This window comes from Pedobacter polaris (assembly GCF_005116505.1).
Classification (GTDB): domain Bacteria; phylum Bacteroidota; class Bacteroidia; order Sphingobacteriales; family Sphingobacteriaceae; genus Pedobacter; species Pedobacter polaris.
Map to the genome: position 1 here is coordinate 1 of NZ_SWBR01000008.1, position 16,298 is coordinate 16,298.

Annotated in this window: 13 protein-coding genes; all 13 read left to right on the top strand. The window is 41.3% G+C overall.

Annotated features, from left to right (window positions below; genetic code table 11):
* Positions 1-3,134 (top strand): RHS repeat domain-containing protein (locus FA048_RS19490; RefSeq protein ID WP_136844325.1); only part of this gene is annotated, 3,134 nt, incomplete at its 5' end.
* 5 nt (positions 3,135-3,139) lie between these two features.
* Complete coding sequence (locus FA048_RS19495; RefSeq protein ID WP_136844327.1) at positions 3,140-3,925, top strand: hypothetical protein; 786 nt, start codon at positions 3,140-3,142, stop codon at positions 3,923-3,925.
* A gap of 25 nt (positions 3,926-3,950) precedes the next feature.
* Positions 3,951-4,733, top strand: coding sequence for an RHS repeat-associated core domain-containing protein (locus FA048_RS19500; RefSeq protein WP_136844329.1), 783 nt, complete (start codon positions 3,951-3,953; stop codon positions 4,731-4,733).
* A 2-nt stretch (positions 4,734-4,735) separates the two neighbouring features.
* Entirely contained in the window at positions 4,736-5,170 is a 435-nt protein-coding gene (locus tag FA048_RS19505) for a hypothetical protein (protein WP_136844331.1), read from the top strand.
* Positions 5,171-5,728: 558 nt separating this feature from the next.
* The gene (locus tag FA048_RS19510) at positions 5,729-6,148 is read left to right on the top strand and encodes a type IV pilin protein (RefSeq protein WP_136844345.1); all 420 of its coding nucleotides are present in this window, start codon (positions 5,729-5,731) and stop codon (positions 6,146-6,148) included.
* Positions 6,148-6,669 (top strand): hypothetical protein, encoded by a 522-nt coding sequence (locus tag FA048_RS19515; protein ID WP_136844333.1) that lies wholly within the window; start codon positions 6,148-6,150, stop codon positions 6,667-6,669. The genes FA048_RS19510 and FA048_RS19515 overlap by 1 nt, the downstream gene beginning before the upstream one ends.
* Before the next feature lies 1 nt (position 6,670).
* Entirely contained in the window at positions 6,671-8,089 is a 1,419-nt protein-coding gene (locus FA048_RS19520) for a GspE/PulE family protein (protein WP_136844335.1), read from the top strand.
* A 5-nt stretch (positions 8,090-8,094) separates the two neighbouring features.
* Positions 8,095-10,035: a type II secretion system protein GspD gene (locus tag FA048_RS19525; RefSeq protein WP_136844337.1), complete on the top strand. Its 1,941-nt coding sequence runs from the start codon at positions 8,095-8,097 to the stop codon at positions 10,033-10,035.
* 1 nt (position 10,036) lies between these two features.
* Positions 10,037-11,230 (top strand): PilN domain-containing protein, encoded by a 1,194-nt coding sequence (locus FA048_RS19530; protein ID WP_136844339.1) that lies wholly within the window; start codon positions 10,037-10,039, stop codon positions 11,228-11,230.
* A gap of 1 nt (position 11,231) precedes the next feature.
* Positions 11,232-11,771 (top strand): hypothetical protein, encoded by a 540-nt coding sequence (locus FA048_RS19535; protein ID WP_136844341.1) that lies wholly within the window; start codon positions 11,232-11,234, stop codon positions 11,769-11,771.
* Positions 11,772-12,296: 525 nt separating this feature from the next.
* Positions 12,297-12,428: a hypothetical protein gene (locus tag FA048_RS20050; protein WP_262709729.1), complete on the top strand. Its 132-nt coding sequence runs from the start codon at positions 12,297-12,299 to the stop codon at positions 12,426-12,428.
* 129 nt (positions 12,429-12,557) lie between these two features.
* A complete protein-coding gene (locus FA048_RS19540) occupies positions 12,558-15,704 on the top strand; it encodes a hypothetical protein (protein WP_136844343.1) in 3,147 nt (1,048 codons plus the stop codon).
* Between the two features lie 28 nt (positions 15,705-15,732).
* A partial coding sequence (locus tag FA048_RS19545; RefSeq protein WP_225872586.1) for a DUF6443 domain-containing protein occupies positions 15,733-16,298 on the top strand: 566 nt, incomplete at its 3' end.

Genomic DNA, 16,298 nt, shown 5'->3' on the forward strand with positions numbered 1-16,298 from the left:
TGAAGAAGTACCTTCCCTATGCCGAGCAGACGGGCAGTGACGGAAGCTATAGGGCTACTGCGATTGCCGGACAGGCTGCCTTCTATGGTACCTCGGGCTGGGACGCTAATGTTGTAAAGACACCATATCCCTACAGCCAGGCGGTACTGGAGGCCTCTCCGATTGGGAGGGTACTCGAGCAGGGCGCACCTGGAGCTGTATGGCAGCCCTACAATGCAGCTATTGCGGGTTCGGGCCATACGGTTAGGGCGGACTACAGCAGTAATGTGACGGGGGAGGTTCCATTGTGGGTAGTGGGTCCATCTGGTGCATCTACGAGCGGCAGCTACTATGCGGCGAACAGGCTCTACAAGACCATCTCCAGGGACGAGAACTGGACGGGTGGGAAGGCCGGAACCACAGAAGAGTTCAAGGACCTTGAGGGCAGGGTAGTGATGAAAAAAATATGGGAAACAGAGAGCGTTGGTTTAAGTACCCATTACATCTATGACGACCTTGGCAACCTGCGTTACGTGGTTCCGCCCGCTGTAACGGCAACAGGCTTTACGGAAACGGGCGATGCGAACTTCGAGAACTATATCTACGGCTACCATTACGACGGCAGGAAGCGGCTGATAGAGAAGAAGGTTCCCGGGAAGGGCTGGGAATACATGGTGTACAACAGACTCGACCAGCTGGTGCTTTCGCAGGATGCGGTACAGCGTGGTGACGGGCGTTGGTTCTTCAGCAAGTACGATGCACTGGGCAGGTCCATCCTTACCGGTATCATCACCAGTGCACTGGACAGGTCCGTATGGCAGGCTACTGTCGATACTGCCTCTGTGCTCTGGGAAAGCAGGGACAATACCAATTCCAATGGTATTGGTATGGGCTATAGCAACCTATCCCTGCCAACAGGGAACTTCTACAACTATTATACAGTAACCTATTATGACGACTACGACTTCTACCAGAATCCCTTCGGCGGTCCCATAACTTCCGAGGCACCGGTCAATCGCACCAAGGGCCTTGTCACCGGCATGCGCACACTCGTCATCGGAAATGGGGCAATGCCCTTTACGGTGAGCTACTATGATACCGATGGCAGGTTAGTGCGTACAAAGTCCCAGAACCACCTTGGTGGTACCGACGTGGTGAACAGCAGCTACGACTTTGTGGGCCAGCTGAAGACCAGTGCCAGAGTGCACATTGCCAATGGCGCGACCACTACCATAGCGAACAGCTATAGCTACGACCACATGGGCAGGAAGATAAGTACGAGGGAGAACATCAATTCACAGGGCGAGGTTACGCTCAACAAGCTGGAGTACAACGAGATTGGACAGGTGAGGGCGAAAGGCCTTCATGGGCTTGGCAATGGTTCGCCCGATGGTGTCGATATTACCCTTGCAGCAGGGGACATTCTTACAAGTGGGCAATCTAGGACTGTCAAGGCCTCCGGCAGCATTACGCTCGCACCGGGCTTCGAGGCACAGCTCGGCTCTACCTTCAACGCTTCCATTGTCGGGATGCTCCAGAACACAGAATATGCCTATAATGAGCGTGGCTGGCTAAAGGGCAGTACGAGCGACCAGTTCAGGATGCAGCTCGACTATCAGGACGGTACCCATCCACAGTTCAACGGCAACATCGCTAACCAGCGCTGGGGCGGTTCGCTGGGCAACGTGTTCACCTACCAGTATGATAAGTTGAACAGGCTATTTAAGGGAGAGGTATCCCCAACGGTTATGAGCGAGGTGATCACCTATGATGTGATGGGCAACATTACCAGCCTATCCAGGGACGGTGGAACGGCCGGCAGCTACGGCTATGTGGGCAACAGGCTGACTGGCATTTCGGGCGGTCCGCTGGCTACGGGCAGCTATGCCTATGATGCCAACGGCAATGCCACCACTGACGGCAGGACGGGGGTAACGTTGGGCTACAATTTCCTCAACCTTCCGGCAACGGCGATAAAGAGCGGGCTCAGTTTGGCCTATACCTATGATGCCACGGGGCAGAAGCTGAGGAAGGTGAGCAGCACGGCCGGGACCACCGACTACGTGGACGGGATCCAGTATACCAATGGGACGATAGACTTCATCCAGACCGAGGAGGGAAGGGCTGTGAACAATTCTGGCACCTACAAATACGAGTACAATCTTTCGGACCATCTTGGAAATGTGAGATATAGTTTCGATATTTATAACGGAGCGGTTAGAAAGCTCCAGGAGGACAACTACTATGCCTTTGGATTGAGGCATAGCGCAACGGCTGGTACGAACAACTACCTGTACAACGGTAAGGAGCTTCAGGACGAGCTTGGGCAATATGATTACGGAGCACGGTTCTATGATCCGATTATTGGGAGGTGGAACGTGGTGGATCCGTTAGCGGAAGCTGATAAAAAGACTACTCCATATGCCTATGTATTTAATAATCCATTGAGGTTTGTTGATCCTGATGGAATGTTTGGTGATTACTATGCGATGAATGGACAATATCTTGGCTCTGACGGTATTAAAGATGACAAGGTATATGCAGTTGCAGATGGAGGTGTTAGAAGTACTACAGTTAGTGGGAATAAGGCTACTCGGAGGTTAGATCCAAGTAAAATAACTCAGTTAGGAATTGGTCACAAAGATTTTTTAGCAAAGGCGGCAACCATATTTGGTGAGAGTTCAGCATCCTTAGTTAATCAGAGTCCAGACTTAAAAAATGAAATGTTCGCTATCGCTAGTGTTCATGAACGCAATCAGACTGCCTATGGAGCTTCAAATGATGCCGCAACTGCCTTCAAAGATGCTTCTCCGATGGAAAGGAACGGCACCAAAAAACAGTATGCCGTAGCAGCAGAAATAAATGCACAACTTGGAGGTAAGGATTTGAGTTATGGAGCTACCCAATGGGATGGCGTGGAACAGAGTTTATATCCAGCAACTAACAATAAAAAATCTCAAGATGGGTATGAATTGCATATGAATACACAGGGATGGAGCATTTCCAATGACCACTATAAAAAGTGGAAAGAGAATGTTGGAACTAGCTTTGTTGCCCCTCAGGTGAAAACAGCAACGACGGGACCAAATAAGGGTCAGCAGAGATTAACCTCTACTGCAGTGTATTTAAAAACAATATTCTGGAGAGCAAATTAGAAAATATGAAAAAGTTATATTCATTACTTATGCTAAGTATCTTCCTGATTTCCTGTATGAACGCGAACAGGGGATTTCACGTAGATGTATATCTTTCCAAAAGTAACTCTTATACAAAAAAGAATTCTACTAAATTAATCCAGCAAAATGGTTACGATATAAATAGAAATTTAATTACAGTGATAAGGTATAGTAGGGTAGGATGTAATCTAATTGATTCTGTAGGCTATAGATACAATGACAAAAATAGGGTAACAGAAAGTGTTATATTTACACCAGAAAAAGTTGATGAAGATTGCAGAACGACTTTTACAGAGAGAGAACGTATAAGATATATGTATGACAAACGGGGTAAATTAATTTCTCGGATTTCAACTTTGGGAGGCAAGAAAGCCGTTGATACATTTAATTTAATCCCACTAGTGGATTCTCTCAAATTGCTGTCAAAATATCTATCAGATATTTATATTAGCTCAAATTTCGCTGTTACAAAAAATATAGTGAAAGAGCATGATGCGTCTGTAACTTTGAAATTCTTTTGTCAGGGAAAGCCGATGATTCTGTCAGAAAATGGTGTCCCTTTAAAAGAAAATTTGGACTCTGTAAGAATTTACATTAAAAATAGTCATTTAACGAAAGATGAGTTCTTTTTTAAAAACTATTTATTAACTCGAGAATACTTTTATAAAAATAATATCCTCGAAAAAGTACTTATCACGAATGTTCAAATTGAAAGTAAAAAGAAAACCTTACAAACCGAGAAATTCAAAATTGTCTTAGATAGTCGCTAATGTTAATCTTGAAAAATTATAATTAATTGTTTATCAATATGACTACGGGGCAAGGTTCTATGATCCGGAGATTGGGCGGTTCATTACTGTGGATCTATTAAGTGAGAAAAGCAGGAGGTTCAGTCCGTACAGTTATGCGGTGGACAACCCGATACGATTCATCGATGTTGATGGGATGTATGCTGCTCCGCCAGACATTACCATTTATGGAAAGGATGAAAAAGGTAGAGCTACACCAATGGTTACTGTCGAGACGGATCAATATGATATTAAGGTATATACTGATGCAAAGGTTAAACCTAGAGATGCTATTTCAATAGACGCTACAAACATCGATTTGGAACCTGATGGTGTAGATGCAGTTATGGTTTCAGCTGGTGGAGATTTCGCTTTTGGAGGGGGGACAGGTGGGAATATGCAAATGGTTGTTATTAATGAAGGAAACGATCCGGGTATCTTTTTTTATCGGCCGTCACAACCTAATGCAAATATTGGACTCAACCTTGGTGCAGGAATAGTTGCTGGTCCTATTGATTTTAATGAGTCAAGTGGTAAAACACTGGACCGAAATACCTTTGCCGGAAAGTCGCAGGGTTTATCAGCTGGTGCAGGTCTTGCTGCTTGGGCATCTACTAAGGCCTATTCAAATAACGAATGGAGTACTCCTGGAAAAGAAAACAGTAGTCCGCTATTGTATACTGGCGATCTGGTTGGTTTAGGCACAGGAGGTAAAGTAGGTGTTCAATATTCGTTCACCCAATCGGCTATAATCGGAGAGTGGTCGATTCCTTTTAATAAGAAAAAATAAATATGATAAAAAAAAGTAAAATTGTCCTGGTTTTAATAATTGTTTTAGTTGTTCTAGCATTCTCACTTATTATACACCTATTAGAATCTCGTTCAAGTCTGGATATTCATAACCTCGATCCTAAAAAAGTCAAATCTATAAAAGTTTATGATCGTGGGCTCGTAGGAAGTGATTCCCTGATTTTTATTGATAAGGAAAATGTTCTAAATATTGCTGAAACAATTGTAAGATCACCTAGAGTAAAATATAGTGATATCAGTTTCAGAGAAAGCAATGGATTATGTGAGATTGAATTAAATATAGAGGAGAATAACTCTATAACTATTACAATGTCAAACACAACAAAAACAGGTGGTATTCTTAGCTCAGGAGATCATTGTTACCGTAATGATAGATTGCTTATGATTATCTTAACAAAACTTCGAACAAAAAAATAGCTTCATCTATCTATAGATTTACATTTTATTAGTAGCTTGTGATGAGCTAAGATAAAGTTCAGCATATCGTAAAAGGTATGCTGAACTTTTTGTTTTTGTGACAAAATACGTTCCCTAAACCTGACATTAATACGATTGCGTCTGGTGTGCAGGAAATCATTTTTGGCTTAGGGGATTATGTCAAAAGAGGAATCTGTCAATTGGAGGCTACCCTCTTTGAGATTTCTCCTCGCTGCGCTGCGTTCGAAAGGACGATAGGAAAAAAACAACACTCTTTGAGATTTCTCCTCGCTGCGCTCGAAGGGACGATAGGCAAAAAATACAACAAACAAATTTTTAAGCTTTATGATTGAAGAACCAATTTTAAGCAGAATTGCCTTCAAATTCATTGTTATTTGTGCGTTTTTTCTCTTTTTTCAGATTCGGGTTATCAGCGAAAAACGGTAGTTCATCAAGAGATTCATATCGTTCGTCACCAGATATGGGCTGTTTGCAAAAATATTATTTGCAGCCAGAATTACTCTCTAAATTATGCTTGATAAAATTCAATGCAATTGTATGGTTCAATCAATACTCCAAAAGAAAGTAAAAGCATATACGTTAACAGAGATTTTAGTAGTCTTGGTGATTATAGGGATCCTTGTTTTATTGGCATTGCCCAACCTTATGCCTTTAATTACAAAGGCCAAAACTACCGAGGCAAAATTGCAGTTAGAACATTTGGCTAAACTGCAGCAAAGCTATTTCTACGAGCATTCTAAATACAGCTCAGATTTGGTAGAACTGGGTTTTGTGCAAGAGAAACTGTCTAGTGATGGTAAGGACGGCAAGGCCAACTATAAGGTAGAGATTACCTCGGCCAATAACAATGCCTTTTCTGCCAAGGCAACAGCCGTAGCAGATTTTGATGGCGATGGGGTATATAACGTTTGGCAAATAGACCAAGATAAAACATTAAAAGAAGTAACGCCAGATTAATGTTACTACTACAGGGTTTCATATTTGCCATTTTGGTTTTTATCGCTTGGCAAGATTTTAAGTTTAGGGCGGTGTACTGGTGGTTGTTCGTGACCTTATTAATTGCCTTAACGGGATTAAAAATAACGCATAGCAATTGGCAAACCTTAGTGTACGATTTAAAGTGTAATGTGATGTTCTTGGGTGTTCAGTTACTTTTTTTAACGCTTTATTTTTCCATAAAAGAAAAGAAAATGGTCAATATCTTCCATAGCTATTTTGGTTTGGGCGATTTGTTTTTCCTGTTGAGCATTACAACCTATTTCTCTTTTTTTAATTATGTGGTTTATTACCTCATCAGTCTTTTTGTTATTATTTTAATGAGTATAGCCGTTCATATTTTGGTTAAAAGTGCAAGTGCAAAAATTCCCTTGGCAGGTGAGCAAGCCCTGCTGTTAATGGTTTTTATGTTAGTTGATGGTTTTGTACAGAATGTTAATCTCACCACAGATTTAGGCCTAATTAATTATTTCAGTTTATAGGATGGAATTTACAGCAGATCAACTCCACTTAATTCCCAAGGACATTGCCTTGCAATACAGGGTTATACCTCAATTTGTAGAAGCGAACTTGTTGTCGCTGTATTGTGATGAGGATATCATCCAGGCCAATCTAATGGAGGAACTGCAGATCATCTTGAATAAAGACATTAAACTCAATCCAATTCAAAAAACAGAAGTTAGTCGTCTCCTGTCAACTTATTACTTAACAGATACCGGTTTTAACCAAGAGGAATCCCTATCAGCTATTGCTGCAAATGACGATTTTTTAAGCACGCTGATTGAAGAGGCCCGTAAACTAAAGAGCAGTGATATCCATATCGAAACCTTCGAGAAAAAATCTAGGGTGCGTATTCGAATTGATGGGATGATGATTGAACGTTACCAGATTGCTAGGGAAGATTATCCGGCATTGGTCAATAAGATCAAGATCATGGCCAATTTAGACATCGCCGAGAAACGTTTGCCACAAGATGGCCGTATCCATTACAAATCTGCCAAGCAAAGCGCATTTGATATCAGGATATCTGTATTGCCAACTTTGCATGGTGAGAAAATCGTACTGCGTTTACTGAACAATACCAGTACAGATATCGACTTAAATACTTTGGGCCTTTCTGAAGAGGATATGCTTAATTACATGCAGGGGGTGCAAAGGCCAAATGGTATTATTTTAATTAGTGGGCCTACAGGTTCTGGTAAAACGACCACGTTGTATGCCACGCTTAAATTATTGAACAAAACCACCCGAAATATCCTAACTATAGAAGATCCAATAGAATATACTTTAGAGGGGATTAATCAGGTGCAGTTGAAAGAAAGCATTGGGCTAGGTTTTGCCTCAGCCTTGCGTACTTTTTTAAGGCAGGACCCAGATGTGATTATGGTGGGAGAGATCCGTGATCCTGAAACGGCGAATATGGCCATCCGTGCGGCATTAACTGGGCACTTGGTTTTATCTACCATACATACCAATTCTGCCTGGGGAACGGTCTCAAGGTTAATGGACATGGGTATACCAGGTTTTTTGGTGGCCAATACCTTAAATACAACTGTCGCTCAGCGACTGGTGAGGTTACTTTGTCCGGTTTGTAAAACCGAGGCAGACTTTAGTGCCCATCAATATCCCAAACAATTTAAGGCTCCCATACCATTGGCTAAACAGTTTATTGCTAAAGGTTGTGCTGAGTGTTATTATACAGGTTACAAAGGCCGCAAGGCTGTGTATGAAGTAATTCCTGTTGATACAGATTTAGCCTTTGAGATAAAACAGGGCAATATGGAAATTGCATCCTTACTTAAAGAAAGAAATATCAAAACACTTTCAGAAAATGCTTTCAACTTATTTGCAGAAGGCAAAACATCCATAGAAGAAATTTTTCCATTACTATTAGCCATCTAAAAAATATGCGCATCCACATCTACCGTTTATTGATCGTTGTTACCTTATTCCTTTGCGCATTTACACCAAACCTAAAGGCACAAGAAAACCCAGCCGAGCGTTTGGCTAAGATAGAGAACCGATTAAAAACACTGTCGGTTATGGTGCCGGGATTGAACCAGAAGGTTCAGTTATCAATGTCGGGTGCAACAGCAGCAGAATTTTTAAGGGCATTGGCACAGGCCAATAACCTGAACATCAATATAGATCCACAGGTTAACTTTAAGGTGTATTATAATTTCACCAATGAAACCGCATTGAACGTACTGCTGTTTGTGGCCAAGGAGTACGACCTGGATATTAACCTGATTGGTTCGATCATGACCATTACCAAGGTTCCTGTTGCCAAAGCCGTAATTCCAAAGAAAGAGATTAAGGTTAGTTATGTTGCCGCCAATGATAATTTAGGCTTCGATTTAAGCAACGACACCTTAAGTTTGGTAGCCAAAAAGATTGGCCAGCTGTCGCAAAAAAACGTGGTTGTTCCAGTAACTCTGCTTTCTAAAACGGTTACTGCTTTTATTAATGCCGCCCCTTTTGAAACGGCATTGGATAAACTAGCTTATGCCAACGGGCTGAAGTTGAACAAGACCAATGACAATGTTTATATTTTTCAGCAATTGGGCGATGGCGAAGAAACCTATATTACTGGAGATAATACCACCAGCATAAGGAAAACGAATAAGGCGGCAGGTCAAAGTGGGCAAAGCAGTGCTGCAAATGTTTCTAGTGCAAAAGATGCGAAAGGCGAAAAACTAATCAGTGTCGATGCCCTAAATACCCCAATTTTAGATTTGATTAAATCGGCAACTGCAGAAGCTGGAGTTAACTATTTCATTTACTCAGACATTAAAGGAACAGTAACCACCAGGCTAAACAAGATTACCTATGATAATTTTCTTACGGCATTATTACAGGGAACAGATTATACATTTAAGAGAGAAGGTGGGGTTTACTTAATTGGGGATAGAAAGCTAGAGGGTTTAAGGTCTCATCGCATTGTACAACTACAGCATCGTTCCTTGGATACAATTCAAATGATGATCCCAACGGATTGGAAAAAGGGAGTAGAGATTAAGGAGTTTAGAGAACAAAATACCTTGTTGTTATCTGGTTCTGCACCACAGATCAATGAAATAGAAAATTACATTAAGCAAATAGACCGTGTAGTGCCAATGGTGTTGATAGAAGTAACGCTTGTTGATATCAGGAAGGGTAAAGTAATTAAAACCGGGATTAGTGCTGGTGTTTCTGATAGCGTGAAAACTGGCGGCAGCATATTGCCTGGCTTAGATTACACCTTTGGGGCAAACTCCATCAACAGCTTTCTCTCCAGATTGGGCAATAACAATTCCATTAACCTGGGTAAGGTAACGCCCAACTTTTACGTAAAGCTGAGTGCCCTAGAAAATAACTCTAATGTAGAGATTCGGTCTGTACCCAAGCTTTCTACCTTGAATGGCCACACGGCAAATTTGAGTATAGGGAGTTCACGTTATTACAGTCAGAAAACGCAGAACATTGTGCCCTCTATTAATGCGCAAACCGTAATTACCGAGCAATACACAGAAGTAAAAGCAAACTTAGAGATCATGATCAAACCCATTGTTTCGGGCGATGATCAGGTAACTTTAAATATCAAGGTAGATATATCAGACTTTATAGGTAATCCACCATTAAATGCGCCACCACCAAAGTCTACCAGTACTTTTACCTCTATTATCAGGGCCAGAAATGAAGACATGATTGTATTAGGCGGACTGGAAAGGACCGAAAGTTCTGAATCTGGTTCTGGAATACCTTTGTTATCTCGTATTCCTATCATCAAATGGTTATTCAGCAGTCGCGAGAAATCGAACAACAAAGTGGTTACCTTGGTATTCATTAAACCAATTATCATGTACTAATATGGAGTTGCTTAACTTGAATACAGTTTTAGGCATAGAGTTAGTCATGATGGCAGAAAATCATTTCAGCTGTCGGCTTTGCTTGCTTATTAAAAAGAACAATTCATTAAGCATCGAGCATGTTAAATTAGTTGAAGGGAATTTATCAAACATTATAGCGGCCATACCTAAAAACCACCCTGTGGCATTGAGCTTGTCGGGGAAGGGAATTCTCCATAAAAATATACAGGCTGCTAATGGAGTTGATGGAAATCAAATCTTTCAAAATGCCTTTCCATCTATAGAACAGCAGGAGTTTTATGTTCAGCAGTTTAATCAAGTACAGTGTTTTGCGGTTAGTATAATGAGAAAACAAACCGTTGATGAGCTATTGGATAAATTAAAAAGAGCAGGGCTAAAAATCTACATGTTAAGTTTTGGTGGATTAGTTATCAATCATATTTGGGCGCAATTGAATATTTATGATACGGCTATACAAGTTGATCACCATTCGTTTGCACTCAATAGCGACAAAGAATTTTTAAGTTATAGTTATGGGGCGGCAATCAAAAATGAATTTCCTATTAAGATAGCACAAGAAACCATACCAGAAGAACACATCGTTGCCTATGCCTCGGCTTTTCAATTAATGCTGTATGATAAATTAGAGATTGTGCTTGCCAATGTAACCAAGATCAATGATGATTTCTCCAGCTTCATGGCAAATGAAAAACTAAAAAAAAGAGGGCTTGTATTTCTATTTTCTGTTTTCGGGCTGTTGTTGTTAAGCTTTTTACTGTTCTCTTATTATAACCAAGAAAATGCAAGATTAGCGCAGCAGGTTGGCGCTCAAACTGCAAATGCAGATCAAGTTGAGCTAATGAAAATGAACATCGCTACCAATGAAGCACTGCTGAAGCAATTGAATTGGAATACTGGTTATAACTATGGGTTTGTATTGAATGAAATAGGGCTAAGTACACCTAAGCAGTTGCAACTTCAAGATTTGGTAATGAATGAGTATAAAACTGAACAAGAAAAACTAGACCGCATACCTAGCATTAAAATAACTGGAACTACAGATAAGCTAACCGCAGTTAATAACTGGATTTTTGTGCTAAAAGAAAAACCTTGGGTAAAATCGGTTAAACTTTTAAAATACCAGGAAGACCCGGAAACAACGGCTTATCAGTTTAACCTATTGATTACGTACTAACATGTGGAAGCAATTGGCTAATAAGAATAAAAATATGGTCTTTTTTGGTGCGGTAGTCGTTGTACTTTACATTGCCTACAATTTTTCGTTTAAACATACCTTTGATGCGATTGTCTTAAATCATCAGCTTAAAAAAGAACAGGTAAATGACCAAGCTGCTGATGGCAGTTTTCCGCAGATCAATCGCAAGAACAAATTTTACCTCAGTGCCTTAAAAAGTTATAAAGTTAAAAAAGAGGACAGGGAAAATAGGTTATGGCAAGCTGTTTCTGGAATGGCATTGGGCAATGATATAGAAATAAGCTTTAACCCAAATCCATTAATCATTGCAGATACAATGGCTGTCCAAAATGGAATAGTGTCTCAGCAATTTGCTTTCAAGGGTAACTATTTTAATTTAGTTAAATTGTTAGACACCATCAGCAAAGCAGATGGGATTGGAAAGGTTTCAGATTTAAAATTATCAACTAAAAAGGATAACCAAAGTAAGGCAGATGAGAATCTGAATATGCAACTGACGTTGGTAGGGATAGAGAAGTAAAAAAAAATTCACCCGAAGACAGGATCGCGTCATGCTCAGCTTGACTGGGCATCGTAATGCAAAAATTAGTAATTCAGTCGTTCTCCTTCGAAAGAATGTAAGAAGAATCGTCAATCGAACCAAATTCTTCATTGGAGAGAAGTCTCTTGGCCTCTTAAGCACTTATTAACTTCCTGTTCTGGTTAAGCAAGTGTTGGGACGTTCTATGCGTTAATTAACACGGACGCAATGTAAATTTAGAAGTCCTTAATCCTCCGTTAACATTAATTTTATTTTGCACTTTGATAGTTAGTAGTTTGCAGAAACAAAACTCTCCTCACTGCGCTATAAAGAAATGATTAATGAATGAGCTGGTCATGGTTTGCGAAGGGCAATACCTCGCAGTTGTAAATATAAATAGCACATCCTAACACATCCTCAACACACTCAAAATTCCTATATATCCTCCCTGTCTCGTAACTCGCAACCCATAACTTGTAACAATTCAACCTCCAACTTGGCACTTCACGCAGAATTCGTTAAAAAATGAGCAAAAAAGCATTAAAAAAGCCTCGTTTTCAAAAAAAGATATCAGCCCAAAACGCTAGTTCATCATGGGATTCCTATCGTTCGTCACCTGAAAATGGTAGTTGGCAAAAAAAATCTCTTTTTAAATAATGAACTGAGAAATTAGCAAATGAACATAGCTCATTTAATTATTGGAAACCCATGTCTAGAAACTATTTATACCCCTTCAATCAAATCATGTTGGCGATGTGCCTTATATTCTTTATCGGGAATAAATCGATGGCACAATCGGTATCGCTTAAAAACGTTGCTCAGCCAGGGCCAGAGGGAAGTAAGTTTGCAAATTATTTTTCAACTTTGGTCAACGAATCCACAGGTAATGCGCAGATTGAAATACCGATTTACAACCTTGTGGTTGATGGTGTTACGGTGCCGATCACGCTGTCTTACCACACCTCTGGTGTTAAGGTGACCGACTTATCTGGTTCTGTCGGATTAGGCTGGTCTTTAAACGCCGGCGGTGGTATTTACAGGAGCATAAATGGGTTGCCCGATGAAAAAAAGGATGGCTCACCTTCCACATTCTTAAATGATAACGGATTCAGCCCGGGTTCTTATCTTTCGTTACTAAATAATGTAAATTCCTACTATGCCCAAACTATCTTAAAATCATTTGCAAATAATAATTACGACATAAATCAGGATGACTACTCTTATAACTTTCTCAACCGTAGCGGTCAGTTATTTTTTAATGTCAGTCAACAGCTTAAAGAAGCGGTAAATTCAAACACCCTATTTTCTTATGACAGCAAATATCTGCTGACCATTAACGCCGTGGATAGCCAGGGGAACCAATATACTTTCTCAGATAAGGAAAAAACCTCAACCTATCATATCACAACCCCTACATCTCCACAGCCGGATGTCACAGTCCATGGAACAACATCATGGAAACTATCAGATATAACCACCATCCATAATAAGCAAATTAATTTCAGCTATACCGATTATACTACACAAATTGTGTATCCGTCTGGAAATTCCCTGTCAGAAATAAAAGGGGTTTCAGGAAGTTATACGGAGACTTGCTATTCCGATAGGTTCACCAGTTCTTCGACCTCGACCAATGTATCGAGCTTCAATAAATTGATAGATAATATAGTTACAGATGAAGTCTCAATTCAATTTTATTACATTGAAGTTTCCAGCGCTTCTAACTGGAAAAAGAAACTGGACAAAATTGAGATAGTCAGCCTCAATAGCGGTGAGAAAATCCGGACCATTCAATTCGAACATTCACTATTTGCTGGAGATGCGCGTTTGAAACTTGATGCAGTAAAAATCAAGGATAGGGCGTTGGTTGAGATTGAGAAATATGAGTTTACCTATAATGCCCTGCCCCTTCCGCCAGTAAGCACATTGGACAAAGATATTTTTGGATATTATAATGGAAATAAAGGGAACACGACGTTATTAAAAGCTTTCAATCTGGCCGGTATTGGTAGTTCCCTATTTAATTCGGATAGGACAGTTGATGCTTATGGTATACTAGCCGGTTCGCTGGAAACGGTTAAATATCCAACCGGGGGTACAACCAAGTTTTATTGTGGCCCCAATGTAGTGGATGGTGTTAGATACGCTCCCGGACTAAGGATAAATAAGATAGAAACAATTGATAGCGATTCTAAAATTGTGAATACCAAAGTGTTTTCCTATCAGGAACTGACCGGCCGCTCTACCACTTTTCCAGACTATGCGGTACGCCAACAGATGGTGGATCCACTTTTTTTCAACTCTAATGGAGCATGGTCATGTTCTTCGGAGAATACCTATGTGCTGTCTAATCTGCCTCAGAATTTTTATTACGGCCTGATTACCACTAAAGAGATGGGCGGCGATGGAAGAGATTTAGTGACCAAGCAATATTTTATCGATCCCAGTGCCGACGGGGCTACTTCTGGAAATATCCTAACGGGAGGTTATTATCGGCAGCGCCTTTACAAAAAGGAACTCTACAAAGAGAATGATCTTGCGCAAAACATAGTTAAGCGTAATACCTTTACGTTCAATGTCGAAAGGAACTCCAATAATGACCATCTTATTTGGAAACTAATTCCCAGCTATTTGACAAACACGTATCTTGATAATACCTTGTACACCTGTCTGGACTATTCAGCTGGTGTCGATAGCCTCTACTCGCTCCGTTCAAATTGGGTTACCATTAGTCAAGAAGAAGAAAAGTTTTTTGAGAATGGTGTAGAAACCTTGTCATCTAATAAGGCGTATGAATACTTGAACAAGTCACATTATCTTCCGACAAAAGAAACAAGTTATCAAAGTACTGGAATACAGCAGGTCAAGAAATATAGTTATCCCCTGGATTTTAACCTGGCGGGCAACAGTCTAACGGACGACATTACCAATGGGATAAGAAATCTACAGCAGAAGCACGTCATTGAGCCGGTTATTGAGCAATATAGTCAGCTGTCTGACGGCAATGGGAATATGGTCACTACTTCTGCATTGCTGACTTCATTTAAACCTTCCACTTCACTACCTAATAAATTATATTATTTAAATATAGACCACCCATCGACTGATTTCGCTCCATTGTCCATTACCACAAACTCTGTACAAATGGATAGTAGGTACGTAAATAGAATTTCCTTCAATAATTATGATACAAATGGTAATTTATTGGAGCAACAATTGGTAGGTGGAATAAAGGTCAGTTATCTTTATAGCTACAACAAACAATTTTTGATCGCCGAAATCAAGAATTCGGATTTCGCTACAGTTGAAAACGTCCTAGGGGGGGCTACCTCGGTGGAGATTTTCAGTAATTCGAACCCAACGGATGCGCAGATTACGGTTCTGGTCAATCAGTTAAGGGCCTCTCCTCTTCTTAAAGATTCTTATATCTCCAGTTATACCTATGAACCTTTGGTAGGAATGACGAGTAAAACCGATATAAAGGGAATGAAGACCTATTTCGAATACGACGATTTCCAGCGGTTGAAGAACATCAAGAACCAGAACGGGGATATCTTAAAGAGCTATTGTTACAATTATGCGGGACAAGTGACCGATTGCAACGGTTATACAGGTGTAGAGGTTCAACCGGAACTCTTGGAAATAGTGGTGGGTTATTCTCCTGTAAGAAGCGAAATCTGTCTGCTTGGGCAGGAGGGTCAGCCCCCGATTGCAGTGCTCCTGCTATATGGGACCGCCCAGCTTGGAACTGCGGTTATGATAGGACAGCCAGTCCCGACGTATTTTCTGGATCCAGCTGGGACCACCTATGCCCCAGACGGGTACTATCAGGGAGACCTGCCCGATCCGGTACACGGATACAGGCTATATTACCTAAGGGACGGCGTGGTGCTGTTCAGTGTATGGTGCGATGAGCTGGATCCTGCGCACTAACTATTTTAAATTCACTAAACATAAGGATATGTATAATCTAAACAGATATTATGGGATATGCTGCATGCTTGCTCTTTCCGTTGCAGGAATTCGGGGCTATTCCCAGTCCCCTACCAGTTCACGGAACTATGTTGTGGAGACTGTGGTGAAGACCGCCGGCAAAAAAACAAACAGTTCCCTTTCCAGCCTTCCGGTTGACAGCGCCGCCCGCACCATCAGCTATTTCGATGGTCTTGGCCGCCCGCTGCAGACGGTCCAGTGGCAGGCAAGCCCTACAAAGAAGGACATCGTGCAGCCCATCGAGTACGACCAGTACGGCAGGGAAGTGAAGAAGTACCTTCCCTATGCCGAGCAGACGGGCAGTGACGGAAGCTATAGGGCTACTGCGATTGCCGGACAGGCTGCCTTCTATGGTACCTCGGGCTGGGACGCTAATGTTGTAAAGACACCATATCCCTACAGCCAGGCGGTACTGGAGGCCTCTCCGATTGGGAGGGTACTCGAGCAGGGCGCACCTGGAGCTGTATGGCAGCCCTACAATGCAGCTATTGCGGGTTCGGGCCATACGGTTAGGGCGGACTACAGCAGTAATGT

What these genes read in the sequence shown, in the direction of transcription:
- FA048_RS19495 (WP_136844327.1), top strand. Translation starts at nt 3,140, where the DNA reads ATGAAAAAGTTATATTCATTACTTATGCTAAGTATCTTCCTGATTTCC.
- FA048_RS19505 (WP_136844331.1), top strand. Translation starts at nt 4,736, where the DNA reads ATGATAAAAAAAAGTAAAATTGTCCTGGTTTTAATAATTGTTTTAGTT.
- FA048_RS19510 (WP_136844345.1), top strand. Translation starts at nt 5,729, where the DNA reads ATGGTTCAATCAATACTCCAAAAGAAAGTAAAAGCATATACGTTAACA.
- FA048_RS19515 (WP_136844333.1), top strand. Translation starts at nt 6,148, where the DNA reads ATGTTACTACTACAGGGTTTCATATTTGCCATTTTGGTTTTTATCGCT.
- FA048_RS19520 (WP_136844335.1), top strand. Translation starts at nt 6,671, where the DNA reads ATGGAATTTACAGCAGATCAACTCCACTTAATTCCCAAGGACATTGCC.
- FA048_RS19525 (WP_136844337.1), top strand. Translation starts at nt 8,095, where the DNA reads ATGCGCATCCACATCTACCGTTTATTGATCGTTGTTACCTTATTCCTT.
- FA048_RS19530 (WP_136844339.1), top strand. Translation starts at nt 10,037, where the DNA reads ATGGAGTTGCTTAACTTGAATACAGTTTTAGGCATAGAGTTAGTCATG.
- FA048_RS19535 (WP_136844341.1), top strand. Translation starts at nt 11,232, where the DNA reads ATGTGGAAGCAATTGGCTAATAAGAATAAAAATATGGTCTTTTTTGGT.
- FA048_RS20050 (WP_262709729.1), top strand. Translation starts at nt 12,297, where the DNA reads ATGAGCAAAAAAGCATTAAAAAAGCCTCGTTTTCAAAAAAAGATATCA.
- FA048_RS19540 (WP_136844343.1), top strand. Translation starts at nt 12,558, where the DNA reads ATGGCACAATCGGTATCGCTTAAAAACGTTGCTCAGCCAGGGCCAGAG.